This is a genomic window from Streptomyces sp. NPDC054047 (assembly GCF_055585065.1).
Map to the genome: position 1 here is coordinate 273,975 of NZ_JBVJKV010000013.1, position 26,192 is coordinate 300,166.

The 26,192-nt window shown below is 72.2% G+C and carries 24 protein-coding genes; 13 read left to right on the top strand and 11 right to left on the bottom strand.

Annotation, left to right across the window (positions count from 1 at the left end; all coding sequences use genetic code 11):
- The first annotated feature begins 91 nt into the window (after nucleotides 1–91).
- The 3 genes from ACZ6ZP_RS36860 to ACZ6ZP_RS36870 are packed head-to-tail and all read left to right on the top strand — an operon-like array spanning nucleotide 92 to nucleotide 4,352.
- A complete protein-coding gene (locus ACZ6ZP_RS36860) occupies nucleotides 92–460 on the top strand; it encodes a DUF3311 domain-containing protein (protein ID WP_469410169.1) in 369 nt (122 codons plus the stop codon).
- Nucleotides 457–2,001 carry a sodium:solute symporter family protein gene (locus ACZ6ZP_RS36865; RefSeq protein WP_351171582.1) on the top strand — a complete coding sequence of 515 codons (1,545 nt, stop codon included), beginning with the start codon at nucleotides 457–459 and terminating at the stop codon, nucleotides 1,999–2,001. The genes ACZ6ZP_RS36860 and ACZ6ZP_RS36865 overlap by 4 nt, the downstream gene beginning before the upstream one ends.
- Nucleotides 1,998–4,352, top strand: coding sequence for a penicillin acylase family protein (locus ACZ6ZP_RS36870; RefSeq protein ID WP_469410170.1), 2,355 nt, complete (start codon nucleotides 1,998–2,000; stop codon nucleotides 4,350–4,352). The genes ACZ6ZP_RS36865 and ACZ6ZP_RS36870 overlap by 4 nt, the downstream gene beginning before the upstream one ends.
- Here ACZ6ZP_RS36870 and ACZ6ZP_RS36875 read toward each other — a convergent pair.
- From ACZ6ZP_RS36875 to ACZ6ZP_RS36900, 6 genes are all read right to left on the bottom strand, one after another.
- The gene (locus ACZ6ZP_RS36875) at nucleotides 4,325–5,401 is read right to left on the bottom strand and encodes a DUF917 domain-containing protein (RefSeq protein WP_468618217.1); all 1,077 of its coding nucleotides are present in this window, start codon (nucleotides 5,399–5,401) and stop codon (nucleotides 4,325–4,327) included. The two genes, ACZ6ZP_RS36870 and ACZ6ZP_RS36875, sit on opposite strands and share 28 nt — an antisense overlap.
- Nucleotides 5,394–6,974 (bottom strand): hydantoinase/oxoprolinase N-terminal domain-containing protein, encoded by a 1,581-nt coding sequence (locus ACZ6ZP_RS36880; protein WP_469410171.1) that lies wholly within the window; start codon nucleotides 6,972–6,974, stop codon nucleotides 5,394–5,396. The genes ACZ6ZP_RS36875 and ACZ6ZP_RS36880 overlap by 8 nt, the downstream gene beginning before the upstream one ends.
- Before the next feature lie 429 nt (nucleotides 6,975–7,403).
- Nucleotides 7,404–8,792, bottom strand: a complete 1,389-nt coding sequence (locus ACZ6ZP_RS36885) for an NAD(P)/FAD-dependent oxidoreductase (RefSeq protein ID WP_399983426.1) — start codon at nucleotides 8,790–8,792, stop codon at nucleotides 7,404–7,406.
- A 133-nt stretch (nucleotides 8,793–8,925) separates the two neighbouring features.
- The gene (locus ACZ6ZP_RS36890; RefSeq protein ID WP_469410172.1) at nucleotides 8,926–9,741 is read right to left on the bottom strand and encodes an MBL fold metallo-hydrolase; all 816 of its coding nucleotides are present in this window, start codon (nucleotides 9,739–9,741) and stop codon (nucleotides 8,926–8,928) included.
- Nucleotides 9,738–10,355 carry a TetR/AcrR family transcriptional regulator gene (locus ACZ6ZP_RS36895; protein WP_351171564.1) on the bottom strand — a complete coding sequence of 206 codons (618 nt, stop codon included), beginning with the start codon at nucleotides 10,353–10,355 and terminating at the stop codon, nucleotides 9,738–9,740. The genes ACZ6ZP_RS36890 and ACZ6ZP_RS36895 overlap by 4 nt, the downstream gene beginning before the upstream one ends.
- A 90-nt stretch (nucleotides 10,356–10,445) precedes the next feature.
- Nucleotides 10,446–10,838: a VOC family protein gene (locus ACZ6ZP_RS36900; protein ID WP_383825264.1), complete on the bottom strand. Its 393-nt coding sequence runs from the start codon at nucleotides 10,836–10,838 to the stop codon at nucleotides 10,446–10,448.
- Between the two features lie 93 nt (nucleotides 10,839–10,931).
- On the opposite strand from ACZ6ZP_RS36900, the gene ACZ6ZP_RS36905 reads away from it, so the two are divergent.
- Nucleotides 10,932–11,498, top strand: coding sequence for a GNAT family N-acetyltransferase (locus ACZ6ZP_RS36905; RefSeq protein ID WP_469410173.1), 567 nt, complete (start codon nucleotides 10,932–10,934; stop codon nucleotides 11,496–11,498).
- A 40-nt stretch (nucleotides 11,499–11,538) separates the two neighbouring features.
- On the opposite strand, the gene ACZ6ZP_RS36910 is transcribed toward ACZ6ZP_RS36905, so the two are convergent.
- The 3 genes from ACZ6ZP_RS36910 to ACZ6ZP_RS36920 all read right to left on the bottom strand — a co-directional run bounded on the left by ACZ6ZP_RS36910 (nucleotide 11,539) and on the right by ACZ6ZP_RS36920 (nucleotide 13,233).
- Complete coding sequence (locus ACZ6ZP_RS36910; RefSeq protein ID WP_351171556.1) at nucleotides 11,539–12,222, bottom strand: glycerophosphodiester phosphodiesterase; 684 nt, start codon at nucleotides 12,220–12,222, stop codon at nucleotides 11,539–11,541.
- 112 nt (nucleotides 12,223–12,334) lie between these two features.
- The gene (locus tag ACZ6ZP_RS36915) at nucleotides 12,335–12,469 is read right to left on the bottom strand and encodes a hypothetical protein (RefSeq protein WP_351171553.1); all 135 of its coding nucleotides are present in this window, start codon (nucleotides 12,467–12,469) and stop codon (nucleotides 12,335–12,337) included.
- Between the two features lie 77 nt (nucleotides 12,470–12,546).
- A complete protein-coding gene (locus tag ACZ6ZP_RS36920) occupies nucleotides 12,547–13,233 on the bottom strand; it encodes a PadR family transcriptional regulator (RefSeq protein WP_469410174.1) in 687 nt (228 codons plus the stop codon).
- Nucleotides 13,234–13,312: 79 nt separating this feature from the next.
- Between ACZ6ZP_RS36920 and ACZ6ZP_RS36925 the strand changes: the two genes are divergently transcribed.
- The 3 genes from ACZ6ZP_RS36925 (at nucleotide 13,313) to ACZ6ZP_RS36935 (ending at nucleotide 16,181) form a co-directional block, all read left to right on the top strand.
- Nucleotides 13,313–14,836: a bifunctional phosphatase PAP2/diacylglycerol kinase family protein gene (locus ACZ6ZP_RS36925; protein ID WP_351171548.1), complete on the top strand. Its 1,524-nt coding sequence runs from the start codon at nucleotides 13,313–13,315 to the stop codon at nucleotides 14,834–14,836.
- 82 nt (nucleotides 14,837–14,918) lie between these two features.
- Nucleotides 14,919–15,569 (top strand): M23 family metallopeptidase, encoded by a 651-nt coding sequence (locus ACZ6ZP_RS36930; RefSeq protein ID WP_351171545.1) that lies wholly within the window; start codon nucleotides 14,919–14,921, stop codon nucleotides 15,567–15,569.
- A gap of 237 nt (nucleotides 15,570–15,806) precedes the next feature.
- Nucleotides 15,807–16,181: a DoxX family protein gene (locus ACZ6ZP_RS36935; RefSeq protein ID WP_469410175.1), complete on the top strand. Its 375-nt coding sequence runs from the start codon at nucleotides 15,807–15,809 to the stop codon at nucleotides 16,179–16,181.
- Here ACZ6ZP_RS36935 and ACZ6ZP_RS36940 read toward each other — a convergent pair.
- Nucleotides 16,178–17,398 carry a metallophosphoesterase gene (locus tag ACZ6ZP_RS36940; RefSeq protein WP_351171539.1) on the bottom strand — a complete coding sequence of 407 codons (1,221 nt, stop codon included), beginning with the start codon at nucleotides 17,396–17,398 and terminating at the stop codon, nucleotides 16,178–16,180. The two genes, ACZ6ZP_RS36935 and ACZ6ZP_RS36940, sit on opposite strands and share 4 nt — an antisense overlap.
- Before the next feature lie 103 nt (nucleotides 17,399–17,501).
- On the opposite strand from ACZ6ZP_RS36940, the gene ACZ6ZP_RS36945 reads away from it, so the two are divergent.
- The 5 genes from ACZ6ZP_RS36945 (at nucleotide 17,502) to ACZ6ZP_RS36965 (ending at nucleotide 24,139) form a co-directional block, all read left to right on the top strand.
- Complete coding sequence (locus ACZ6ZP_RS36945) at nucleotides 17,502–18,416, top strand: LysR family transcriptional regulator (protein WP_351171536.1); 915 nt, start codon at nucleotides 17,502–17,504, stop codon at nucleotides 18,414–18,416.
- A 172-nt stretch (nucleotides 18,417–18,588) separates the two neighbouring features.
- Complete coding sequence (locus tag ACZ6ZP_RS36950; RefSeq protein WP_399983449.1) at nucleotides 18,589–19,974, top strand: MFS transporter; 1,386 nt, start codon at nucleotides 18,589–18,591, stop codon at nucleotides 19,972–19,974.
- 13 nt (nucleotides 19,975–19,987) lie between these two features.
- Nucleotides 19,988–21,664 (top strand): acyl-CoA dehydrogenase family protein, encoded by a 1,677-nt coding sequence (locus ACZ6ZP_RS36955; protein ID WP_469410176.1) that lies wholly within the window; start codon nucleotides 19,988–19,990, stop codon nucleotides 21,662–21,664.
- Nucleotides 21,654–22,955, top strand: coding sequence for a CaiB/BaiF CoA transferase family protein (locus ACZ6ZP_RS36960; protein ID WP_469410177.1), 1,302 nt, complete (start codon nucleotides 21,654–21,656; stop codon nucleotides 22,953–22,955). The genes ACZ6ZP_RS36955 and ACZ6ZP_RS36960 overlap by 11 nt, the downstream gene beginning before the upstream one ends.
- Nucleotides 22,956–22,957: 2 nt before the next feature.
- Nucleotides 22,958–24,139 carry an acyl-CoA dehydrogenase family protein gene (locus ACZ6ZP_RS36965; protein WP_469410178.1) on the top strand — a complete coding sequence of 394 codons (1,182 nt, stop codon included), beginning with the start codon at nucleotides 22,958–22,960 and terminating at the stop codon, nucleotides 24,137–24,139.
- Between the two features lie 17 nt (nucleotides 24,140–24,156).
- On the opposite strand, the gene ACZ6ZP_RS36970 is transcribed toward ACZ6ZP_RS36965, so the two are convergent.
- Nucleotides 24,157–25,401, bottom strand: coding sequence for an amidohydrolase (locus ACZ6ZP_RS36970; RefSeq protein WP_351171521.1), 1,245 nt, complete (start codon nucleotides 25,399–25,401; stop codon nucleotides 24,157–24,159).
- Nucleotides 25,402–25,563: 162 nt separating this feature from the next.
- On the opposite strand from ACZ6ZP_RS36970, the gene ACZ6ZP_RS36975 reads away from it, so the two are divergent.
- Nucleotides 25,564–26,010 (top strand): SRPBCC family protein, encoded by a 447-nt coding sequence (locus tag ACZ6ZP_RS36975; RefSeq protein ID WP_361471595.1) that lies wholly within the window; start codon nucleotides 25,564–25,566, stop codon nucleotides 26,008–26,010.
- Nucleotides 26,011–26,192 lie beyond the last annotated feature (182 nt).

Here is a 26,192-nt window from a genome sequence, read left to right on the forward strand (position 1 = left end):
GCATGACCTCCTCCGCATGACCTCCTCCGCATGACCTCCCCCTCCGTTCCCCCGGGCGCGCCCCTGATGCCGCCCCTCAAGGAGTCCCCCCATGCCCCCGACCGCTGATGACGGCGAACAAGACAGCACGGCAGACGGCGTGAAAGACGGCGTGCGAGACAACCCCCTCGACGGCCTGCCCACCCTCAAGGGCGTGGCCCGCCCCACCCTGTGGCTGCTCCTCGTCCCCGTCCTGCTCTACGGCTCCGCCCCGCTCGTGGCCAACCGCATCGAGCCGCGCATCCTCGGCGTCCCCTTCCTCCTGGCCTGGGTCATCGCCGCCACGGTGATCAGCCCCCTGGTCATCTGGCTCGCCGCCCGGCTCGACCCGGCGTACCGCACGGGCGCCGTCGAGCCCATCCCGGCCGACGACCTCCCCGGCGACCTCGCAGACCCCGCCACCGAAGGAGGCCGCCGATGAACGGCAACGCAGCCGTCGCCACCACCGTGTTCGGGCTCGCCATGGTCGCCACCATCGGGATCGGCGTGTGGAGCGCCCGCGGCCGGTCCAAGGGCCTGGCCGAGTGGTCCGTCTCCAGCCGCGGACTCGGCGTCCTGTTCATCTGGCTGCTGATGGCCGGAGAGACGTACACGAGCTTCTCGTTCCTCGGCACCGCGGGATGGTCGTACTCCTTCGGCGCGCCCATCCTCTACCTGGTCGCCTATCTGACCGTCGGCTTCGCGGTCGCGTACGTCGTGGGCCCCGCGCTGTGGACGTACGCGTCCCGGCACGGCCTGATCTCCATCGCGGACATCGCCGAATTCCGGTTCCGCTCGCGGCCGGTGGGGATGCTCGTGGCCGTCGTCGCGACGGTCTTCATCGTCCCCTACATCCAGGTGCAGATTCAGGGCATGGGCGTCGTCGTGAACGCGATGACGTACGGCAGCGTCGACCTCAAGGTCGCCGCCGTCATCTCCTTCGTCGTGGCCGAGGTGTTCATCCTCGTGTCAGGGCTGCGCGGCTCGGCGTGGGTGAGCGCGCTCAAGGACATGCTGGTGATCGTCGCCGTCGTGTTCCTCGCCGTGTACATCCCGATGCACTACCTCGGCGGCTTCAGCGACTTCATGCAGCGCATGGTGACCGAGAAGCCCGAGTGGCTGACCTTCCCCGGGCACGAGTCCGGCGGGCGCAACGCCATGTGGTTCCTGAGCACGGTGGTGCTCAACGCCGTCACGATCACCATCTTCCCGACCACCGTCGCCGGTTACCTCAGCGCGAAGAGCCCGAACGCGCTGCGCCGCAACGCTCTGCTCCTGCCCTGGTACCAACTTCTCCTGTTCGTACCGATGGTGGTCGGCGCGACGGCCCTGTTCGTGATGCCGACCCTGGGCAACCCCGACCTGGCCCTGTTCGCCCTGGTCACCGACTCCCTGCCCGCACCCGTCGTCGCGCTCATCGGCGTCGCGGGCGCCCTCTCGGCGATCGTGCCGATGAGCGTCTTCATGCTCTCCATCGGCACGCTGTGGGGCCGCACGATCCTCGGCGGCGGCAACGGCGCCGATCCGCGGGCCCGCCGCCGTGCCCCGGGAAAGTCCGGCGACGCGAACGACATGCGCACCAAGCGCCTCTCTCAACTGGTGTGCGTCATCGCGGGGTTGATCGCCCTGGCGGGCAGCCTGTTCTACCCGAACACCCTCGTGGAGCTCTCCGTCCTGTCGTACGAGGGCCTGGCGCAGCTCGTGCCGGTCGTGCTCCTCGCCCTGTTCTGGCGGCGGCTGACCGCCAGGGCCGCCGTCGCCGGTATGCTCACCGGGCTCGTGGTGATGACCGCGCTGTGGGCCACCGAGAACGACCCGTACCACGGGGTGAACGGCGGCATCATCGCGCTCGCCGCCAACCTCGTCGTGCTGCTCGCCGTCGTCCGGTTCGCGCCGGGTCCAGGACCGGCTACGATCTCCGCCGCCAACCCCTCCGTGCCGGGTGAGAGTTCGGCGGAGGCCGCCGTGAAGGAGCCCCGATGACGGACAGCGACATCTTCGAGGTGCCGGGCCTCCAGGAGCCCGTGGAGATCCGGATCGACCAGTGGGGCGTCCCGCACCTGTATGCCGCGTCGCAGGACGACCTCTTCCTGGCCCAGGGCTTCAACGCCGCCCGCGACCGCCTCTTCCAGCTGGACCTGTGGCGCCGCCGCGGACTCGGTCTGCTCGCCGAGGTGCTGGGGGAGCGGTACGCCGAACACGACCGTGCGGCACGGCTGTTCCTCTACCGGGGCGACATGGCCGAGGAATGGCGGGCGTACGGGGACGACACGGAACGGGTGACGACGGCGTTCGTCCACGGCATCAACGCCTACGTGGCGCTGTGCCGCGCGGACACGGCACACCTGCCGCCCGAGTTCGCCCTGCTGGAGTACGAACCGGCGTACTGGCACCCCTCCGACGTGGCCCGCATCCGCAGCCACGGACTCCAGTACAACCTGCGGGACGAGGTCGCCCGCGCCCTCACCCTGCGTGACCACGGACCCGAGGCCGAGGAGCTGCGCCGCCGCCGCGAGCCCGCCCCGCACCGGCTGCGCGTCCCCGAAGGCCTCGACCTGTCCGTCATCCCGGCCGACGTCCTGCGCGTGTACGAGATGGCCACCACGCCCCCGTGGGCGGCGGGCGCGGCGCCCCGCCAGGGCCTGGACGGCTCCAACAACTGGGTCATCGCCCCGTCCCGCACCGCCACAGGACGCCCCCTCCTGGCCAACGACCCGCACCGCGGGATCGCCCTGCCCGCGCTGCGCTACCTCACGCATCTCTCGGCGCCGGGCATCGACGCCGTCGGAGCGGGCGAACCGGCCCTGCCCGGCATCTCCATCGGCCACAACGGCCACGTCGCCTTCGGCCTGACGATCTTCCCGATCGACCAGGAGGACCTGTACGTCTACCGCACGAACCCGGAGAACCCCCACGAGTACTGGTACCAGGACCGCTGGGAGCCGATGACGCGCGTCATCGAACCGATCCCGGTGCGCGACGGCGACGAGATCCCGGCCGACCTGTGGTTCACCCGCCACGGCCCGGTCATCCGCGAACTCCCCGAGCGCAACGCCGCGTTCGCGGTCCGCGCGGCCTGGCTCGGCCCGGGCATGGCCCCCTACCTGGGCAGCATGGACTACATGCGGGCGGCGAGCCCCGACGCGTTCGTGGCGGCGATGCGCCACTGGGGAGCCCCCGGCGAGAACCAGGTCTACGCCTCCCCCGACGGCACCATCGGCTGGCGCCCCGCGGGCCGCGTCCCCGTCCGCCCCAACTGGGACGGCACGCTCCCGGTGCCGGGCGACGGCCGCTACGAATGGGACGGCTTCCTGGACGTGGAGGAACTCCCCTCGGCGCGCGACCCGGCCCAGGGCTGGTTCGCCACGGCCAACCAGCTGAACCTGCCGCGCGCGTATCCGAACGCGGAGAAGACGGTGACGTACGACTGGTACGCACCGACCCGCCACGACCGCATCACGGAGGAGCTGAGCGCGCACGCGCACTGGACGGTCCAGGACTGCGTACAACTGCAGACGGACTACGTGAGCCTGCCGGGGCGCCGGGTGCGGCAACTGCTCGCGGGACTGGGCGACGGCCAGGGGGCGGTCGCCGCCGCCCTCGCCCTCCTCCGCGACTGGGACACCCGCCTCACCGTCGAATCCCCGGCCGCCGCCCTCTTCGAGGTCTGGTACCGGCGCCACCTGCGCCCCGCCCTCCTGGCACGGGCCCTGGACGGGATCGTGGGCGAGGAGCAGCGTGCGCGGGCCCTGGCGCGGGTCCTGCCCGCCGAGGACGCGGCGGCGGACGCCCGCGTCGATCTGGAGCTCCTGGACGCCGACCCCGACCCCGCGCTGCTGCTCGGCACGCTCGCCGCGGCCGTCGAGGAACTCACCGGCCTCCTGGGCGCCGACCCGGCCGCCTGGTCCTGGGGCGCCCTGCACCACGCCCACCCCCACCACCCCATCGCCGCGCTGCTCGACGGGCCCGCCCCGGAGTGGGCCTCCGTGGGCCCCGCACCGCGCGGCGGCAGCGGGGACACCGTGGGAGCCGCCGCCTACGGGGCCGGGTTCCGGCAGACCGCGGGGGCCACCTTCCGTCTCGTCGTGGACGTCGGCTCCTGGGACGACTCCGTGGCGATGAACTCGCCGGGGCAGTCCGGCGTGCCGGGCAGCCCGCACTACGACGACCTGTTCGCGAGCTGGGCCGCCGACGGGTCCTTCCCGCTGCTCTACTCCCGCGAGGCGGTGGAGAAGCACACGCGGCGGACGATCACACTGCGGCCGTCCACCGCGGCGGCTCAGGCTGCTCAGGACAGTCGGGACGATCAGGCGGCCGAACCGAAGGGCAGGTAGTCCACCTCGTACCCGAAGTAGCGCGGACCGGCCAGCGCGAGGCCGCCCGGAGTGATCCAGCGCGGGTCGCAGCGGGCGGCGATGACGCTGACGCGCAGGCCGTAGCGCAGGCCCTCCGTCGTCACCGGGTCGCCGGTCGCGCTGTCCAGTACACAGATCAGATCAGGCGTGGTCGCCACGGTCAGCCCGTCGCGCGTGGCGAGCAAGTGCTCGTTCTGGAAGCCGAGTTCGAGCACCCGCCCGGTGTCGCCCCGCGTCCCCTCGACGCGGGCGTGACCGCGCGCGAAGCCGCCTTCCGTGTGACGGACCACGTCGACCACCTTGCCCGTCATGAGGGCGATGCCGGCCAGCGTCTCCCGCGCCGCCGCCACCGGATCGCCGTGCGCGGCGCGCGCCTCGCGCACCACGGCGCCGAGCCGCCGGGCGAGCGTCAGCGTCGCCGGGACCAGGCCGTCGGCGAGCTGATCGCCGCGCAGCACCGTGTCCGCGCAGCTGATCTGGCAGCCGAGCTCCACGCACACCGCACGCGCGATCCGCTCGGCCGCGTGATTGTCGACGGCCTCGACGATGACCGTGTTGCCCGTGGTGTCGGCCAGCGCCATCGGAGAGTTGGAGATCCCCGCCAGGCCCGGCAGCACCATCTGCGCCTCGGGGAACGCCCGCCCCATCGCGTCCCCGTCCACGAGGGGAAGGCCGGCCCGCGCGGCACACGCGATCGGCAGCATCGAGTTGACCCCGCCGACCTCCAGGGGCGTGAGGTGCGTGGCCCGGCGCCCGAGGTGTCTCTCCAGGGCGCGCAGCGCGGCCAGGTCCTCTCTGCCGTTGGGCACGCGCTCCAGCAGGACGGTGGGCGCGCCCATGCCGGAGATGGGGACGACGGTCGCGTCCGCCTCGACCTCGTCGATGCCGACGACCCGTACGGGACCGTGCGCGCGGATCGCCTCGCGGGCGAGCAGTCTGCCGATGTAGGGATCGCCCCCGCCGCCCGTGCCGAGGATGCCGGCGCCCCGGGCGATGTCGTCGAGGTTGTCGAGGGTGATCTCACGCATCGGGGATCGTCCCGGCGCCGGTCCGCGCGGCACCGGGTAAACGCCCCAGGTCGAGATCGCCCACCGCCTTGACGCGGATGCGTGTCGCCCCGCCGGGCAGATAGGCGAGCGGAACCTCCTCGATGTCGACGACACGTACGCTGCCGGGGCGCGCCCCGGCATCCAGCGCCCGCCCCACGGCATCCTCGCGGGCCCCGGCGAGCACCGCGTCCCTGCGGCCCTTGGGGACCCGGAAGACCCGGTCGACCTCGCCGCCCACCTGCGCGATCGCCGCGCCCACCGCGTTGGCCACGTCGAAGTGCTCCGGGCTGCGCACATCGGCGAAGCCGGGCAGTCGTTCGGGGACGAGGATGGAGCCGCCGCCGACGGCGACCACCGGCAGCGCAGCCGCCGAGGTCCGCATCCGGTCGACGGCCTCGGCGATCCGCTCGGCGATGCGGTCCAGGGCGCGTTCGGTGAACTCCCGCTCCAGATGGGCGACCTGGGTGCTGTCGCCGATGTCCGCCCGGCCCGCGGCCACCGCGAGGTCCGTCGCCGTGAGCCGCGTGCCGCCGAAGACGAGCGCCTCCCGCGTGAGCAGATAGCCGACCGACCGCGGCCCCGTCTCGCCCTCGCTCGACACCCAGGACCCGCCGCCGATGCCGGACGAAAGGACGTCAGGGATACGGAAGTTGGTGCGGATTCCCGCGGCTTCGCTCTCGCCCGCGGCTTCGCGCGGAAAGCCTTCGGCCAGGATGCCGACGTCGGCCGTCGTGCCGCCCACGTCGACGACCGCGCAGTCCCCGATCCCGGACAGGAAGGCCGCGCCCCGCATCGAGTTGGTCGGCCCGGACGCGAACGTCGCCACGGGACAGGTGCGCGCGAAGTCGACGTCCATCAGCGTGCCGTCGTTCTGCGACAGGAAGAACGGCGCCGTGATCGACATCTCGGCCAGTGCCTTACCGAACGACTCGACGATGACGGTGGCCAGATCGCGCAGCGACGCGTTGATGATCGTGGCGTTCTCGCGCGCGAGCAGCCCGACCCGGCCGAGATCGTGCGAGAGCGAGAAGTGCACGCCTTCGCCCAGCTCCGCCCGCAGGATCTCCACGGCGAGCCGCTCGTCGGCCTCCGCGACGGGCGAGAACACCGACGACACGGCGACGGAGGTGAGCCCGCGCGCGGCGATGTCGGCGGCCGTGCGCTTGAGCTCCTCGGGGTCGAGCGGCGACAACGGCCGCCCGTCGAACTCCCGCCCGCCGTGGCAGAGATAGCCGTGGCCGCCGACGGCGGTCCGCTGCCGCGTGGGCCAGTCCGCCATGGGCGGCAGGGCGGCGGTGGCGGGCAGACCGAGGCGTACGGCCGCCACGGGAGTGAGCCGGGCGCCCTCGACGAGTGCGTTGAGGAAGTGGGTGGTGCCGATCATCACGGCGGTGACGGATTCGACGGGCGGTGCGAGCGCCCGGATCGCGGAGGTGACACCGGAGGTGATGTCGGGAGTGGTCGGGGACTTGACGGCCGCGAGCACGCGGTCGTCGGGCCCGAGCAGGGCGGCGTCGGTGTTGGTCCCACCGACATCGATGCCGATACGCATAGTGGCGGAGTCCTTCGTGTGGCGACGGGTGATGCGTAGTACGGATGTGACGCTCACCGTGATCAACCGGACGGCGAGAGGGAGCCTTGGAGGGGCGTCCATCGGCCGTCCGACGGCGGCATCGACCCTCAGACGCCGGCAACGGCCTTCCGGAGCCGTGCACGTCGGCTATTTATGTCGACGCGGCCAGGCCCCGGGGAAGTTGAGAGCGGCACCTACCCACCACTGGTAGCCGCCGCCGGGCCGCACGACCAGGGAGGAAACGGTCGCCCCGGCGTGCGCGCGTTCCTGAGGTGGTGCTCCAGCGCGGAAGCCGGCGCTCGCTGCTTGCGAGCACCGGCTTCCGGTCCGTACTGGCCCTCGTACTGGCTCTATGGATAGGGGCGGCCCTATGGATAAGGGCCCCTGCGGCCCAGGGGAACTGCTTGCCTAGGGGAGCAGCGGCTTCTCAGGGGCCATCGAGCGCCCCGCCACCTCAGCCGTCATCCGCGCGTGGATCTCCTCCGCCGAGAGGTAGGCGTCCGTCATCTCGAAGTCGGCGAGGGTGGCGGGGCGTTGGGTCTGGAACCCGGTCCGTACGTAGTCGTCGCCGGCGAGGGCGTTGAGCCCCCAGTTCGCGGCCGTGCGGAAGCGTGCGGTGACGGTGCGCAGCGCGCCCAAGTGATAGCCCCGCGCCACGATCTGGGCGGGCAGACCGGTCAACTGCACACCCATCGGCTTCGATACGGCCTGGATGCCGCCGAGGTCGACGACCAGGCCCATGTCCTTGTGCCGGTAGGGGGTCAGCGGTGCGCCCCGCAGGGCCGCGGTGACGTTCTTGGCGGCCGCCCATCCCTGGCGCATCGCGTGCTGCGCGGTCGGCGGGCAGATCGCGTCGCCGCCCTTGACGAGGTCGGGGACGGCCGCCGCGTCACCGAGCGCGAACACGCCGTCCAGGCCGGGCACCGTCAGCTCCGGGTCGACGACCAGGCGGCCCCGGTTGGTCTCGGCGCCGAGAGTGGCGATGAGCGGGCTCGGCGCGACACCGGCGGTCCAGATCAGCGTGTGGCAGGGCAGCGTGCGCCCGTCGGTCAGCGTGACGGTGTTCTCGGTGGCCTTGTCCACGGTGACCCCGAGCGACACGTGGATGCCACGCCGCTGCACGATGGCCAGGGCCTTCTCGCCGAGCCGGTCACCCAGTTCGGGCATCAACTTCGGCGCCACGTCGACCAGATGCCACTTGATCTGCGACGCGTCGAGCCCCGGGTAGCGCTTGACGGCGGCGCTCGTCAGACGCTGCAGGTAGGCCGCCGTCTCCGTGCCCGCGTACCCGCCGCCGACGACCACGAACTGCAGCCGGGCCTCCCGCTCGGCGCGGTCCGAGCTCGCCGCGGCCAGGTCGAGCTGGGAGATCACGTGGTCACGGATCCAGGCGGCCTCGGCCAGCGTCTTCACGCCCACGGCGTGCCGGTCGACACCGGGGATGTCGAACTGCCGGGTCACGCTGCCCGGGGTAAGCACGAGGTAGTCGTAACGCTCCACGACCTCCTCGCCGTTGATCTTCCGTACGATCACGGCCTTCGCGTGCGGGTCCACACCGATGGCCCCGCCCGGCACGATCGCCGTACGGCGCAGCATGCGGCGCAGCGGCACCGCGACCGCCTGCGGGGTCAGCACGCCCGACGCGACGTGGGGGAGCAGGGGGAGATACAGCTGGTGGTCCTGCGGGCTGATAAGCCGCAGTTCGGCGTCCTGCGCCTTGAGCGTTCGCTCCAGCTTGTGCGCGCACTCCATACCGGCGAAGCCACCGCCGATGATCAGAATCCGGGGACGTTGCATAAGAGATCGCTCCAGGGTTGGGCGAGGGGTCCGGTCAATCCTCCGACGAGGGGTGGCCCGGCGCACCTCGGATGCGCCGGGCGAGGCACCCGAGTACCCCGATCCGCCGGACGACTACCGCCGAACCGTCGAATCAGCCGCCTGCCCCGGCGAGCCGCAGATAGTCCCACGGGTCGTGCGCGTTGAGCACGGTGAACTCGTCCGAACGGGTGGCCACCTCCCGCAGCCGCTCCTGATTGGCGACCCGCAGCTCGGCGTCCACCTGGGCGTCCAGCTGGATGATGTCCATCAGGGGGTGCGAGTGCGGCTCCTGGCGCGCGATCTCCCGGTGGTAGAAGTACGCGTCCCCGGCATGCACCAGCCACCGCCCGCGATCACCCCGTACGGCCACGGCGGCGTGCCCGGCGCTGTGCCCGCCGAGCGGCACGATCAGGAAGTCCTCGCCGAGCCCGGCCAGGGGGCGGGCCCCGGCGAATCCGGCCCACTCCTCGCCCGCGTTCTCCTCGTACGTCTCCCAGCGCGGGCCATGGGCCCAGTGCGCGGGCCGATAGCGACGGCTGGGCGCCTCGGTGAGCGCCGCGTCGAGTTCGGCGGCCATGAGGTGCACCCGCGCCTCGGGGAAATCGGGAAGACCGCCGCTGTGATCCACGTCCAGGTGCGTGAGTGCGATGTGCCGCACGTCGGAGGCGGCGTAGCCCAGCCGCTCGACCTGAGAGAGCGCGGTCTCGGCGAAGTCCAGCTCCGGGGCGGCAAGTTCGGCCCACTCCGGATCGAGGGATGCGAGGGGGCGCCGCACATCCGCTCGCCCGAGCCCGCTCTCGACGAGTACGAGCCCATCCGTGTCGGTCTCCACCAGCAGGCAATGACACACGGCGTTCAAGGGCGGCGGCCCGTCGTAGGTGGCCTCGATCTTCAGCATGGACCCGCAGTTGAGATGACGAACCTTCACGACTGCGCTCCTGTCTCCTGCTCGAGGCTCTGCTGCTCGAGGCTCTGCACGACGACCGCGGCGACGCGCCGGGAGACCGTCGAAAGGACAGAGGTGTCGCGCCGCACCTGAGCGAGAAGGAGGGCCCCCTGCAAGGAGGACATCACGAGCTCGGCGAGCTCGTCGGCTTCGTCATCGGCGGCCCCCCATCCCCGCAAGGCGTCGGCGAACCCCAGCACCCACGACGCGTAGGTGACGTGGCACACCTCAGAAATGGGCCCCTCGCCCCCGGCCTGCTCCAGCGCGACGGTGGCAACGGGACACCCGTCCCGGAAGTCGGAGCCCCGCAGCCCTTCGGCAAGCAACTCACCCACCCCGACAACGGCCTCCCGAGCCCCGCCCGCGGCCCCCACGACGGAGGCCATGCGCACCCCCATCTCACCCCCGGCGAGCGCCACGGCCTCGGCGGCCAACTGCTCCTTGCCCTGCGGAAAGTGAAAGTACAACGACCCCTTGGGAGCGCCACTCTCCGCAAGCACCTGATTGAGCCCCGTCGCGCCATAGCCCTGCCGCTGGAACAGCTCGGCGGCGGTGCGCAGGATGCGGGCGCGGGTGTCACTGCGTGTCTTGGTCACACACGGACAATAGACCGACCGGTCTAGAGATAACAAGAGGTCAGGGTGGTAGGCGCAGGTAGGCGCAGGAGGGGCGAACGCCTGCCGTCCTCAGATCCCGGGCCGGTACCGGATCGGATGGTCCTCCGGTACCTCGACGACGACGATCTTGACGCCGTCCGGGTCCGTGATCCACATCTCGACCAGGCCCCAGGGCTCCTTCAATGGCTCACGGACCACCTCCACGCCCCGCGCCACGCACTCCGCGTGCGCCGCCCGTGCGTCCGCCACCTGTAGCCACAGTTGGAGGCCCGGTGCCGGTGAGGTGTCCGAGCGGCCGGAGACCTCGAGGAAGCCGCCGCCCAGGAAGTAGACCGTGCCGCGTTCGGGGCCCGTGCCGAACTCGCGGTAGACGGAGAGGCCCAGCGCCTCGCCGTAGAACGCGCGGGAGCGCTCGGGGTCGGTGGGGCGGAGAAGGATCCTGCTGCTCAGTACATGCACCATGCAGCCGCACCTTAGTGGGGGGATACGCTCGACGCTGCCTCGCCCACGCCGCGCCCGACAGCGGTGGGCCAGAGAGATCGGAGAACCCGCCCCATGGACACCGCCCCGCGCCCCAGCACGAGCGACCTCACCTTCCGGGATGCCACCGACGCGGACGTCGACGTACTCGTCGCGCTCATCGAGTCGGCGTACCGCGGTGACTCCAGCCGCGCCGGCTGGACCACGGAGGCGGACATCCTGGAGGGGCAGCGGACCGACCCGCAGGGCGTCGTCGACGTCATCAAGTCGCCCGCCGGCAAGCTGCTCACCGTGGAGCGCGACGGGGAGGTCGTGGCCTGCTGCCAGCTGGAACACCGCGGCGAGCACGCCTACTTCGGGATGTTCGCGGTGAGCCCCGCGCTCCAGGGCGCGGGCCTGGGCAAGGTGATCATGGCGGAGGCCGAGCGGACCGTCCAGGAGGCGTGGGGCGCGAAGGAGATGCACATGACCGTGATCTCCGTACGCCACGACCTCATCGCCTGGTACGAGCGGCGCGGCTACCGCCGTACGGGAAAGATGACTCCCTTCCCGTACGGCGACGAGCGGTTCGGCATCCCGCAGCGGGACGACCTGGAGTTCGAGCTGCTGGTCAAGGAACTGCCGGACAAGCCCCTCGGCTGAGCGGGGGCTTCCTCACGCCGTGATCCTCACACCGTGATCCTCACGCCGTGAAGCGGCCCGTCCGTTTGATCTCCGGATAGTCCGTGGTCGCCCCGTCCAACTGAAGCGCGCGCACCAGCCGCAGGTCGTCCTGCGTGTTCACGACCCAGCCGATGATCCGCAGGTCGGCCTTCCTGGCACGCTCGACGACCTCGAGCGTCAGGCGCCTGATGTTCAGTACGAGGGTGGTGGCGCCGACCGCCGTGGCGCGCTCCACGACGTCGGTGCCGTAGCGGCTCGCGACGAGCGCGGTCCGGACGCCCGGGACGAGGCGCGCGATCTCGGCGATCGCCTCGTCGTGGAAGGAGATCACCTCGACGCGGCCGACCAGATCGCGGCGGTGCATCACCTCGGCGAGGGCGCGGGCGGCGGCCACGTCCTTGATCTCGGCCTGGAGCGGCGCCTTCACGGCGTCCAGGACCTCTTCGAAGACGGGGATGCGCTCGCCGCGCCCCGCGTCGAGCTCCCGCAGCTCGGCCAGGGTCTTCTCGGCGATCGGACCCTTGCCGTCGGTCGTACGGGCCACGTCGGCGTCGTGCATGACGACGAGGGCGCCGTCCTTGCTCAGATGCAGATCGAGCTCGATGAGATCGAGGCCCGCGGCTTGCGCGGCGATGAAGGACCGGAGGGTGTTCTCGGGTTCGACACCCATGACCCCGCGATGACCGATGGTGAGGAAGTTCAAGGTTCACTCGCTTCCGTCGACGGCGGCTCGGTGGCCGCGGGGCGATGGGGGTCCCCCCCCGCTCGGGCGAAGCCGAGAGTGGGGGAGGAGGTTCCCGCGGCAAGGTCGCAGCCTAACGGCCCGCCTCCGTGACGGAACCGCCCGTACGGGGGTGCCCCGACGCATCGGAGTCGTCCGTTCTGCTTCCCACGATCCCGAGGAGCAGCCCGGTGATGACGGCGGCGACAAGGACGGCACGGGTAGTCACAGGTGCACTGCTCCATACGGCGGGGTCGGCTGACCCCGCCCGTCCTACCGGTCGCGGGCCCCGCGCGGCAGGCAACGTCACCCCTGGGTGGGCGAGTCCCCCGGGGGTTGACCGGGGGGAGTGGGACCCGTCGTTCCCGCACGGGCGGAGGGCGCAGGCCCGGCCGGCTCCGCGAGATCGGCCAGCATCGCCTCCGCCAGTTCGATCTCCGCCTCCAGCCGCCGCCCGCTCCAGCGGAGCGCGATCTGCGGATGCGTCCACGCCTCCTGCCCGTCCGCGCGGGCGAGCGCGTCCCGCACCTCCTTCAGCTCGCCGCGCGTGTGCGCGATGTGCTCGGCCACCAGGGCCCGCAGATGCTCCGGCGCCGCGAGGTGCCCGAGCCAGACCCGCAGGAGCAGCGGGTGCTTGAGGACGGGCGGGCCCGCGTCCGCGGCGCCCCCGGCCCACCCGACGAGCGCCGCACGGCCCTCGGCGGTGATGGCGTACGACCGCTTCGCGCGCGGCTCCTCGGGGCCCGAGCGCCGCGACGTGGCGTACCCGAGGGCTTCGAGGCGGCGCAGCTCGGCGTAGATCTGGCTGATGGCGGGCGACCAGTAGAAGTGGCGGAGCGAGGCGTCCGCCCACTTCTTCAGCTCGTAACCGGTCCGCTCCCCGGGGAAGGAGAGCAGACCGAGCACGGCCCACGCGGTCGGCGGCAGCTCGGGGGCGGGTTCCCGCTCCGGCGATGGCGGGCGCTGCGGTGAGGTGGGGCGAGGGGCTGCCATATGACTGATTGAAGTGAACGTCACAGTGGCCGCGCAAGATGTGCGCGATGCGAACGGCGTGCGGGGGTATACGGGTTTCATGAGTGATCTCCCTAGGCCGCACCTGCGCAGACTGTTCGGCGCCACCGACCGGCTCGCGTTCCACCGCGTGGCCGCCCGCTCCTGGCCGGCGGCGCAGCCGGTGCTTCCCCGGCTGAGCCGGAGCGCCGACCACGGGCTGCTGTGGTTCGGCATCGCCGCGGGGATGTGGGCGTTCGGCGGTGCGCGCGGCAGGCGCGCGGCGGTGCGCGGCGTCGCCTCCCTGGCCCTCGCCTCGGGCACGGTCAACACCCTGGGCAAGAGCGCGGTGCGCCGCTCCCGGCCGGTCCTCGACACGGTGCCGGTGATACGGCACCTCGCCCACCAGCCGATCACCAGCTCCTTCCCTTCCGGGCACGCGGCGTCGGCGGCGGCCTTCGCTTCGGGCGTGGCCCTCGAGTCGCGGGGGCTCGGCGCGGCCGTGGCCCCGGTCGCGGTCTCGGTGGCCTTCTCCCGCGTCTACACCGGCGTGCACTACCCCAGTGACGTCCTGGTCGGCGCGGCCCTCGGCGTGGGCGCCGCCTACGCGGTGCGCGGCATGGTGCCCTCCAGGGCCCAGATGCCGCCGCCCGCGCGCCCCCGTACGGACGCGCCCGCGCTCCCGGACGGCGAGGGCCTCGTCGTGGTGGTGAACCCCTCCTCCGGCGCCCAGCCGCAACTCATGGACCCCGTCCGGCAGTTGAAGACGGCCCTGCCCCGTGCGGAGGTCGTGCTGTACGAGGAGGAGGCGGGGCCGCTGCCCAAGGTCCTGGAGGAAGCGGCCAGGGACGCCGCCCGCCGGGGCGGGGTCTTCGGGGTGTGCGGGGGAGACGGCACGGTGAACGCCGCCGTGACCCCGGCCCTGCGCCACGACGTGCCGCTGCTGGTGCTGCCCGGCGGCACGTTCAACCACTTCGCCGCGGACCTGGGCGTCGACACGGTCGCGGACGCCTGCGCCGCCCTCGTCGAGGGCAGTGCCGTACGGGCCGACGTCGGCCGGATCAAGCCGCTGGCCGGGGCCGGTCCCGACGGCCGGACGTCCTCCGAGCCGGTGTACTTCCTGAACACGTTCAGCCTGGGCGCCTACCCCGAGCTCGTACGCATCAGGGAGGAATGGTCCCCGAAGGTCGGCGGTCCGCCCGCCGCGCTGCTCGGCGTCGCCCAGATCCTGCACACCGGGCGGCCGCTGCGCGCGGTGGTGAACGGCAAGACCCGCTCGATGTGGCTGCTCTTCGCGGGCAACGGCGCCTACCGCAGCGCCGGTATCGCCCCGGTGCGCCGACACGACCTGGCCGACGGGGTGCTCGACGTCCGCATCGCGCACGGCGGGCGCTTCGCGCGCACCCGCCTGCTGGTCGCGGCGCTGGCCGGCCAGCTCGCCAAGACCCGGCTGTACGCGTCCGCCAAGTCCCAGCGCCTGGTCATCTCAGGGCTGCCCGAGGACACACAGATGGCGTACGACGGCGAACTGGCCCCCGCGCCCTCCGCGCTGCTCCTCGACAAACTCCCCGAGGCGCTCACCGTGTACCGGCCGGCCTCCGACTGACCGCGGCGCGGGCGCCGAAAGCGTTACGCCAAGCGGCGCATTCGGCGTGCGCGCCGGGCCCGGCGCCAGTGTCCTTGCGGTCATGGGCTACGACATAGACAGCCCGCGTGAAGCGGGCACCACACGACGTGACGTACTGAGCGTCGCCGCGGTCCTCATGGCCGGCGGCGCCTTCACGGTGGCGGGACCGGCGCCGCACGCCGCCGCCGCGGAGTCCGACGGCGGCTGCGGCGCCGGCTACGACCAGGAGTTCGAGGAAGCCCTCGCCGAGGCCGACGAGGCGATCCCCGAGACCCGCGCGCTCGCCCCCCAAGGACCTCCCGGCAAATTCGCCCTGCCGCTGCGCCGGCGCTTCCGCGTCACCGCCCGCTACGGGGTGCGCGGCAACTGGGTCGCCGGGCACCACACCGGCATCGACCTCGCCGTCCCCAAGGGAACCCCGGTGCACGCCGTCGGCGCGGGCACCGTCGTCCTGGCCCGCTGGTCGGGCGCGTACGGCAAGGCGGTGACGGTGCGGCTGCGGGACGGGCACTACGCGGTGTACGGGCACCTCTCCCGCATCTCGGTGCGTCAGGGGTCCCGCATCGGCACCGGCGACCGGATCGGCAGCAGCGGGGCCACCGGCCGGGCCACCGGACCCCACCTCCACCTGGAGATCCGGGCCCGGCGGGGCTATGGATCGGACGTCAACCCGGTCAGGTATCTCGCGAGACGCGGGGCCCGGCTGCTGTGAGGCGAGAGGCGCCGCCTCCGCAACAGGCGGCGCCTGCCCGGGGGGCGGCTCAGGCCCGAGCGGTGGGGCGCGGACGGCATGGCCGAGGCGCTGCGGGCCGTGGTCGCCTCGCGGCCGGCGTCATCCGCTCCGGACGCCTCGTGGACCGCACGCTGGACGGGCTCGCCTCCAGGGCCCGGTGACGCGGTACTTACCGTCGAGTAAGGTCTGCTTCCCGTCCCCACCCGAGGAGGCAGCATGCCGCTGGCACCCCGTTCCCCCCTGCTCCTGGCCGGTCTGCTGGCCGGGGCGGGGGTCGCTCATCTCGCCGCCCCGAAGCCGTTCGACGCCACCGTGCCGCGCGTCCTGCCCGGATCGCCGCGCACCTGGACGTACGCGAGCGGCGTGGTCGAACTGGCCCTGGCGGCCGGAGTGGCGCTGCCCCGCACCCGGCGCACGGCGGCGCTGGCCACGGCGGCCTTCTTCGTGGGGGTGTTCCCCGCCAACGTACAAATGGCCCTGGACTGGCGCGGCCGACCCGCACCGCTCAGAGCCGCGGCGATCGGGCGCCTTCCGCTCCAGGTTCCGCTGGTGATGTGGGCCAGGAACGTGGCGGGGAACGCCCGGTCCTAGCCCACGCTGCCGCGGCCCGCCACCGCGTCGGAGGTCGTCGTGGTGTGGGCCAGGCGCGCGGTGCGCGTCGGGACGTCGACCGTGTACGTGTCCACGGTCATGGCCCGCTCGGAGACCTTCAGGACCATGAAGCCCACGTCGGAGAAGTTCTGCCAGGTGGCGGGGTGGTCGAAGTGCGCCCTGCCGTCACCGGACTTGGCCGCCGCCCCGCAGACGATCTGGCGGGTGCCGGCCGTGCGGGTCGTGGGCTCCAGGATCTGGAGGGTGTGGTCGTGCCCGGACAGGATCAGGTCGGCCCGGCCGCACACCACCTGCTCGTACAGCTCCTTGAGGTGGACCCCGCTCGTGTAGTGCCCGATCACGAAGCCGTCGTACGAACCGGCGCTGCCGTGCTTCCCGTTGTTCAGGTAGGGGTGATGGCCGAGGACCACCTTCCAGCGGGCCCGGGACGCGGACAGCGCGGCGTCCAGCCACTGGCGCTGGGCGCGCATGTAGGGACCGTCCCACTTGTAGTGGGACGAGGTCTGGGCGACGGTCGAGGCGACCGGGTTGGTGTCGAGGGCGAAGAACTCCACCACCGGGTCGCCGCGGCCCGGGCTCTCGGCGGGCGGCAGCGTGACGTTGTAGTAGCGGCTGGGCATGTACCAGCGCGGTGAGGAGGCCGCGTAGGAGACCTCGCGGTCGCCGCGCGAGGGGTCACCGCCGCTGCCCGGGATCAGGCCCGAGCAGTCGTGGTTGCCCAGGACCATGAGCCAGGGGACGTCGATGCCGGTGTTGGGCGTCTCGAACTTCTCCTGGAACTCCGAGTCGTGGTCGGACTCGGGCCCGTTCTCGTAGATGTTGTCGCCCAGGCCGACGGCCAGCGAGATCCCCTCGGCACGGCACACCCGCCGGGCGGCCTCGGTGACGGCCAGCTGCTCCTCGCCGCCGGTGCCGGAGTCGCCGGTCACCAGGACGGCGAACTCCCCGTTGTGGTCGGGCCCGTCGGGGAACGGGAACTTCGTGACGCCCTGCGCCGCCGCGGCCTGCCGCGCGCCGAACGGCAGCGCGGCCAGCGCGGCTCCGGCGGCGGCAGCGCCCAGCAGCGTGCGCCGGTGCAGCGTGAGGGCCTGCGGGCCCCACCGCTCGGCGAGGTCCCGGGCCAGCGGCGGATCGGCGCGCAGCCACTGCTTCTCGGTCAAGTCCGCCCGCGGCGGCATCAGTTCGTCATCGCACATCAGAGCGTTCTCCCATATCGGCGCGGACAGCGGAAGACGATCAGGCGAATTGCCGGTGGCGGGCATCCGTACCCGTCGCGGACGGCCCCGTATCGTCACCGGCGTGGAGCTCAGACACCTGTCCGGATTTGTCGCCGTCGCCGAAGAACTGCACTTCGGCCGCGCAGCCGACCGCCTGCACATCGCCCAGTCGCCCCTGAGCCAGCAGATCAAGCTCCTGGAGCGGGACCTCGGGGTCAAGCTGTTCGACCGCACCACCCGCACCGTCCGCCTCACCCCCGCGGGACAGGCGCTCCTGGAGCCCGCCCGGCGGCTGCTCGCCGACGCCTCGGCGGTACGGCGCACGGTGCGGGCGGCGCATCTGGGCGAGGTCGGCCGGGTCAGCGTCGGCTTCGCCGGGGCCAGCAGCTACTCGGCGCTGCCGCTGCTCACCCGCGCGGTCAACTCCCAACTGCCGGGCATCGAGCTGGTGCTGGAGGGGCAGACCTACACGGGCGAGGCGTTGCGGCGGGTCGCCGACGGGACGCTGGACATCGGCTTCGTGGCGCTTCCCGTGCGGCGCGGCATCACCGCCCGCGTGGTGCGCATGGAACGGCTCGTGCTCGCCCTGCCCGACAGCCACCCCCTGGCCGCGCGCCCCGAGGTGCCGGTGAGCGAACTGGCCGACGAGCCCCTCGTGACGTTCCCGCTGTCACGTGAGTCCGCGGTGCGCGAGGCCATGGTGCAGGCCTGCCACGAGGCCGGGTTCGCGCCCCGGATAGTGCAGGAGGCCCCGGACTCGTACAACATGCTGGCCCTGGTGGGGGCGGGCGTGGGCCTCGCGGTGGTGGTGGAGTCGGCCCGCGACATCCATCTGGAGCACGTCGTGTTCCGGCCGCTGGCCGGGGACGACGTGCCGGTGCTTCCCATCGCGCTCGGCTGGCGCACCGGCAACCGGTCGGCGGCGCTGCACGCGGTGCTGCGGGTGGCCGAGGAGGTCCTGCCGGTGCCCGCCGACGCCCCGGATTCCGCTGGATGACGTCTCAGTGCGGGCCGTCATTGGTCTTGGACACCTCCTAATGGCGCAGGGCAGAGTGATCCAGGTCTCGCGACGGAGCGAGGACCGGTAGCCGGCCGCTCGGCTCCCTTCCCCGCCCCGCCACCTCGTCGCCCTCCGTCGCGGGATCTGCCGCCACGAGAGGACGCTCGTCATGCAGCAAGACGCCCCGGCCCCCGGGGAATCGAACGGTGCCCCGGCCCCGGGGGCACCTCAGGCCCCCGATCCCGCCCTCGCCCGCGAGGCGCGCCGCGCGGGCGTCACCGCGTTCGTCGGCACCACCATCGAATGGTTCGACTTCTACATCTACGGGTCCGCGTCGGCCCTGGTGCTCGGCAAGATCTTCTTCGCCGAGGCCTCACCGGCCGTTGGCACCCTCGCGGCCTTCGCCACCTTCTGGGTCGGTTTCCTCGCCCGCCCCCTGGGCGGACTGATATTCGGGCACTTCGGCGACAAGTACGGCCGCAAGAAAGCCCTGGTCACCACCCTGACCATGATGGGCGGCGCCACGTTCTGCGTGGGACTGCTCCCCGGATACGCGCAGATCGGCGCCGCGGCGCCGATCCTCCTCGTCCTGCTGCGCATGATCCAGGGCGTGGCGATGGGCGGCGAGTGGGGCGGCGCCGTCCTCATCGCCACCGAGTACGCCCCGCCGGGCCGCAAGCTGCTCTACGGCTCCTTCGCCCAGCAGGGCTCCCCGGTCGGCAACCTCCTGGCGACCCTCGCCTTCCTCGGCATGGCCCAACTGCCCGACGCGGCCTTCGAGTCGTGGGGCTGGCGCGTGCCGTTCCTGTTCTCCGCGGTCCTGGTCGCCGTCGGTCTGTTCATCCGGCTCAAGCTCGCCGAGACCCCCGAGATGCAGGCCGCCCTGGCCCGCAACAAGACCATCAAGCTGCCCATCAAGGAAGTGCTCACGCGCTCCCCGATGCTGGTCCTCCTCGGCGTGCTCGCCGGCACGGCAGGCGTCGCGATCACCTACGTCAAGACGACGTTCGCCCTCTCCTGGGCCACCGCCGACCTGGACTTCGACCGCACGACCTTCCTCACGGTCATCTCGCTCGCCCTGGTCGTGCAGGTGATCGTGCAGCCCTTCGGCGCCGTACTGGCCACCAAGTGGCCCGTGCGCAAGGCCGTGTTGTGGATGCTCGTCCCGGAATTCGTCCTGCTGCCGCTGATGTTCGTCCTCGTCGGGACGGGCGACTTCTGGCTCGCCGTCCTCGGCATGGGGCTCGCGACCTTCCCGCACGCCATGTACTACGCCGCGCTCGCCGGAATCCTCGCCCGCGTCTTCCCCGTCGAGGTCCGCTACACCGGCATGTCCCTGTCGTACCAGCTGTGCACGACCCTGTTCGCCGGGACCGCGCCGATCGTCTCGCAGTACCTGCTCACCACCTTCGACTCGATCTGGCCGGTCGTCGCCCTGGGCCTGGCCTACACCGTGCTCACCCTCGTCGGCGTGCTGCCCCTGCTGGCCCGCACCGGCGACCCGGCCGACGACACCGCCGAAGCCGCCAACCCCCGTACCGCACAGCCCGCCTGACCTGGAGCCACCTGTGTCCTCGCCGTCTCCCGTGAACTTCGCCGACCGCGATCCCGCCCTGCGCCCCCTGCTCGACCGCCTCCTGCCCGCCGACGACCGCGCCCGCGTCGAGCCCCTGCTCGCGGAGCTCGGCGAGCTGGCCGCGGGCGACCTCGACCGGCAGGCCGCCCTCGCCGACGCCCACCCGCCGCGGCTGATCCCGTACGCCCCCGACGGCACCCGCGTCGACGCGATCGAGTACCACCCGGCCCACGACCGCGCCGCCGCCATCGCCTACGAACGCTTCGGCCTCGCCGCGATGTCCCACCGGCCCGGCGTCCACGGCTGGCCCACCAAGATCCCGCACACCGTCAAGTACGCCCTGTCCTACCTCTACGTCCAGTCCGAGTTCGGCATGGCCTGCCCGCTGTCGATGACCGACTCGGCCGCCCGCATCCTGCGCCTGTTCGACCCCGAGCGGTACGCCGCCGAGATCGCCGCGCTCTCCTCCACGGACCCCGGACTCCGGGCCACCGGAGCGATGTTCATGACGGAACAGCAGGGCGGCACGGACGTCGGCCTGACGCGGACCCTGGCCACCGACCGGGGCACGCACTGGACGCTCACCGGCAAGAAGTGGTTCGCGTCCAACCCCGCCGCCGACGTGATCCTCACCCTGGCCCGCGTCCCCGGGCAGGGCGAAGGGACGCGGGGGCTTGGCATGTTCCTCGTCCCGAGGCTGCGGCCCGACGGCACCCGTAACGCCGTCCGCATCGACCGCCTCAAGGACAAGCTCGGCTCGAAGTCCATCGCGAGCGGCGAGGTGACCCTGGAGGAGGCGTACGCGACCCCGGTCGGCCGACTCACCCATGGATTTCGGCAGATGGCCGAGATGCTCAACGTCTCGCGCCTGTCCAACGCCATGCGCGCCACCGCCCTGATGCGCCGCGCCGTCCGCGAGTCGCTCGACCACACCCGCGCCCGCCACGTCTTCGGCAAGCCCCTCTTCGACCAGCCCCTGATGCGCGCCACGCTCCTGCCGATGATCCTCGACACGGAAGCCGCGCTCGGCCTGGTCCTGGAGGCCGCGGCCCGCCTCACGGCCGCCGACGACGGGGACGAACAGGCCCAGGCGCTGGTCCGCGTCCTCACCCCGCTCGCCAAGCACACCCTGTGCAAGCGCGCCCGCACGGTCACCGGCGAAGCCATGGAGATCCGGGGCGGCAACGGCTACATCGAGGACTGGGTCAACCCCCGGCTCGTGCGCGACGCCCACCTCGGATCCATCTGGGAGGGATCATCGAACGTCATCGCGCTCGACGTGCTGCGCTGTATGCGCCGCATCGGCTCCCACCGTACGCTCGCCGACACCTACGGCGACCGCGGCCCGGCGAAGGACCGCTGGGAACTCCTCCGCGCGCAGGGCGATGCCCTGCTCGAACTCCCGGCGCAGGAGCAGGAGACGAGGATGGGCCGGTACGCCGACCGGCTCACGCACGCCGTCATGGCGACGCTCCTGCACGACCAGGCGGAACACGAGGCGAGGACCACCGGCAACGGCCGCGCGCTCCTGGTGTCCAGCGCCTACGCGGCTCTCCTCGACGACCCGGACTGCCTGCCCCGTACCGCCCTGGACCACCTGGCCGAACTGGCCGAGGGTGGACAGATCCCGCTCGCCACGGCCGAGGAGTCCGCCGCACATGTCCGCTGAGCCCCGCCCCGCGTCCCCGCTGGACCCCGCATCTCCGCGTGGCCCCGCATCCCCGCACGGCCCCGCATCCCCCTTGGCCGGAATGAAGGTCGTCGACCTCTCCAAGATCCTCGCCGGTCCCTACGTCACCATGTCCCTCGCCGACCTGGGCGCCGACGTCATCAAGGTCGAGCACCCCCAGGGCGGCGACCCGACCCGCGCCTGGGGCCCGCCCTTCAACGGCCCCGACGCCACCTACTACCTGGCGGCCAACCGCAACAAGCGCTCGGTGACCCTGGACCTCAAGTCCCCCGAGGGGCAGGAGGCCGTCCACCGGATGCTCGCCGACGCGGACGTGATGGTGGAGAACTTCCGCCCCGGCAGCTCCCTGGCCGAGGTCTTCGACTACCGCACCCTCAGCGAACGCTACCCGCGCCTGGTCCTGCTCCACATCTCGGCGTTCGGCGACACCGGACCGCTGCGCGACGAGCCCGGGTACGACATGGTCGCCCAGGCGAGCGCGGGCCTGATGTCCCTCACGGGCGAGCCGGACGGCCCGCCCGTCAAGGCCGGTTACGCGATGGGCGACCTGGGTGCCGCCCTGTTCGGCCTCATCGGCGTCACCTCGGCGCTCGTCGAGCGGGAGCGCACGGGACGCGGCCAGTACGTCACGACCTCCCTGTACGAGTCCCAGCTCGCCCTGCACATCAACTGGGCCACCGGCTACTTCGCCACCGGGGAGCGGCCCACCCGGCTCGGCTCCGGCCACCCGAGCCTCGTGCCGTACCAGGCCTACGCGGCCTCCGACGGGCACTTCGTGATCGCCGTCGGCAGCGACGGCCTCTTCCGCCGCCTGAGCGAGACGCTCGGCCACCCGGAGTGGGCCGACGACCCGCGCTTCGTCACCAACCGTGCCCGCGTCACCCACCGCACGGCCCTCAACGCCAAGCTGGAGGCGGTCCTCGTCGACGAGACCGTGGCCCACTGGTGCGCGCTGCTCAAGCCGCGCGGTGTGCCCGTCGCCCCCATCCGCACCCTCGACGAGGTCTACGACTGCCCGCAGACCGAGGCGCTCGGCATGGTCCAGAAGGTCGACCACCCCGACGTGGGCCCGCTCCAGCAGGTCGCCTTCCCCGTCAGCTTCGGCGGCGAGCGCCCCGCGGTGCGCACCGCGCCGCCCACCCTCGGCCTGCACAGCAGGGACGTACTCGCCGAACTCGGATACGAGGAGGCGGACATCGACCGTCTGCTCGGCCACCCGCGCCACCACCCGCAGAACCAGCAGAATTCGCAGAACCCGCAAGGAGCCTGACCATGCCGTTCCCCGCTCTCGACGCCGTCGACCCGTTGAACCTGGAGGCCCTGCTCACCGACGAGGAGCGCGCCGTGCGCGACACGGTCCGCCAGTACCTCGACGCCAAGGTGGAGCCGCACATCGCCGACTGGTTCGAGTCCGGCGAGCTGCCCGACCTGCCCGAACTCGCCAGCGCATTCGGCAAGATGGGCCTGCTGGGCATGCACCTGGAGGGCTACGGCTGCGCCGGGATGTCGGCGCGCGCGTACGGCATCGCCTGCCGCGAACTGGAGGCGACCGACTCCGGCCTGCGCTCCTTCGTCTCCGTACAGGGCTCGTTGGCCATGTTCGCCCTGCACCGCTTCGGCTCCGAGGAGCAGAAGCGGGAGTGGCTGCCGCGGATGGCGGAGGGCTCGGCCATCGGCTGCTTCGGCCTGACCGAACCCGACCACGGCTCCGACCCGGCCGCCATGACCACCCGCGCCCGCCGCGACGGCGACGACTGGGTTCTCGACGGCCGCAAGATGTGGATCACGAACGGTTCGGTGGCGGCCGTCGCCGTCGTCTGGGCGCGGACCGAGGACGGCGTACGCGGCTTCGTCGTGCCCACCGACACCCCCGGATTCTCGGCTCCCGTCATCAAGCACAAGATGTCACTGCGCGCGTCCGTCACCAGTGAACTCGTCCTGGACGCGGTCCGGTTGCCGGCCTCCGCGCGGCTCCCCGAGGCGCGCGGTGTCGGCGCCCCGCTCACCTGCCTGAACGAGGCGCGCTACGGCATCGTCTGGGGTGTCACGGGCGCGGCCCGCTCGGCCTGGCGGTCGGCGCGCGACTACGCCCTGGAGCGCGAACAGTTCGGCAGGCCGATCGCGGGCTTCCAGCTGACGCAGCAGAAGCTGGTGGACATGGCCCTGGAGCTGCACAAAGCGACACTGACCGCCCTGCACCTGTCCGCCCTGAAGGACTCGCCCGCCGGAGTCCACCCTGCGCAGATCAGCTTCGGCAAGCTGAACAACGTACGCGAGGCCATCGAGATCTGCCGCGCCGCGCGCACGATCCTCGGCGCGAACGGCATCTCGCTGGAGTATCCGGTGATCCGGCACGCCAACAACCTGGAGTCCGTGCTGACGTACGAGGGCACGAGCGAGATGCACACGCTGGCCCTCGGCCAGGCGCTCACCGGTCACGCGGCCTTCCGCTGACCGTGGCGGCCGCTGCCTCAGGTGCCGAGTCCGTGCAGCGCGGCGCTCACCAGCGTCTGGACGCCGGGCAGCAGGACCGAGGGGTCCGGGGCGAACAGGGGGCTGTGGTTGCCCGGCACCCCGGTGATCTTCTCGCGGAGTCCCTGACCCGGGGCGGCCTGCCAGGTGGCCTCGGGCGTGGAGGGCACGAACCAGAAGTCGTAGGGCACTCCGGTGGGCGCGAGGAGGGAGAAGTCCTCGCTGCCCATCGCGGGCCCGAAGTCGAGCACGCTGTTCGTGCCGAACAGTTCGCGATGGACGGCCGCGACCTCCGCGTCCAGAGCGGCGTCGTTGACCGTGGCGGGGAAGCCGGCTCCGGTGGTCACCTCGGGCGGCGTCGGACACCCGGCGGCGTGGCACTCCCCTTCGACGATGCGGCGAATGGCGGACAGGACCCGCTCGCGCACCTGCACGTCCTGCGTACGCAGGCTCAGCCCGAGCCGGGCCTCCGAGGGAATGATGTTGGGCCGCTGGCCGGCGTTGAACTGCCCCGTGGTGAGGACGACCGTGTCCGTCGCGGACACCTCGCGGGAGACGACGGTCTGCAGCCGCGTGACGATGTAGGCGGCCGTCACCACCGGATCGACGGTGGATTCGGGCCGTGAGCCGTGGCCACCGACGCCGTGCACCACGATGTGCACGTCGTCCGCGGCCGACATGATCAGCCCAGGGGTGTGGGAGACGAAGCCGGCGGGGCCGGGGGCGACATGCTGGCCGAAGACGGCGTCGGGGCGGGGGAAGCGTTCGTGCACCCCGTCGTCGACCATGGCCTTGGCGCCGCCGCCCGCTTCCTCGGCGGGCTGGCCGATGATCACGAGGGTGCCCGTCCAGGTCTCGCGGGCGGCCGCGAGTGCTGCGGCGGCGAAGGCCAGCCAGGTGATGTGCATGTCGTGGCCGCAGGCGTGCATGACACCGTCGACGGTCGAGGCGTACGACAGTCCCGAGGTCTCCGTGACGGGCAGCGCGTCCATGTCGCCGCGCAGCCACACCACGGGCCCGTCGCCGTTCTCCAGGACACCCACGACGCCGGTGCCGCCCACGCCGGTGGTCACCGCGTACCCGGCGCCGCGCAGCCGTTCGGCGATGACCCCGGCGGTGCGGTGCTCCTGGAAGGAGAGCTCGGGGTGGCGATGCAGGTCCTGGTAGAGAGCCTCGAGGTCGCGCGTCTTCACCCCCGAGGTCACGTCCAGGGCCAGGTTCGCTGTGGTGGCTGCCGGGGGCATGCGGCTCCTTGCGTCGGAGGAGATCGAGGCAATCGAGGTACGGGTCACCCTCCCCGCCACCCTCGCACAGGCCGTCCGGCCCAGCAGGAGCGCTCTCGATGGGTGCCGCAGGTGACAAAGTGCGAAAATCGTGCCAGATCCCCCAGGAGGAGTGTGGTCAGCGTGTCCCGGAACCGCCGCCTGATCCTGGCCTCACCGGCCGAGGTCTGGAGCCTGCTGTCCGACGGCCACCGGTACGGGGAGTGGGTGACGGGAACGCAGGAGGTCCTGGCCGCGGACCCGCACTGGCCGGCGGTGGGCGCCCGCCTGCGGGTGCGGGTCGGCGTCGGCCCGCTGGTCCTGGACGACACCGTCGTCGTCCGCATCAGCGAACCGGAGAGCCGCCTGCAGCTGGAGGCGAAGGCGGGTCCTTTCGGCGCGGCCCGCATCGCCATGAACCTGATCCCCTGGGGCGAGCACACCCTTCTCATCCTTGACTGGCACCCGCTGCGAGGCCCGGGAACCCGCATGCACGGCCTGCCCGTGGACTATGTGGTCGCGGTCCGCAACGGCATGATGCTGACAAAACTGGCTCGAATCGCGGTGGCCGAACACGGCCGAAACGCCTGAGAAGAGAGCGGCGGCCTCATGGGCCAAAGCGCACGTTTTGCAGTACTGGAAAAGCGAAGGGTGTGCCGTTAGTGGCGTCTTACGCGGGGGGAATACTGATGAAGTCTCTTGTTGTGCAGATCGTCGTGATTGTCGCGGCCTTCTGCATTGTTCTCCTCGCCCTCGGATCTGGCTTCGGGGTG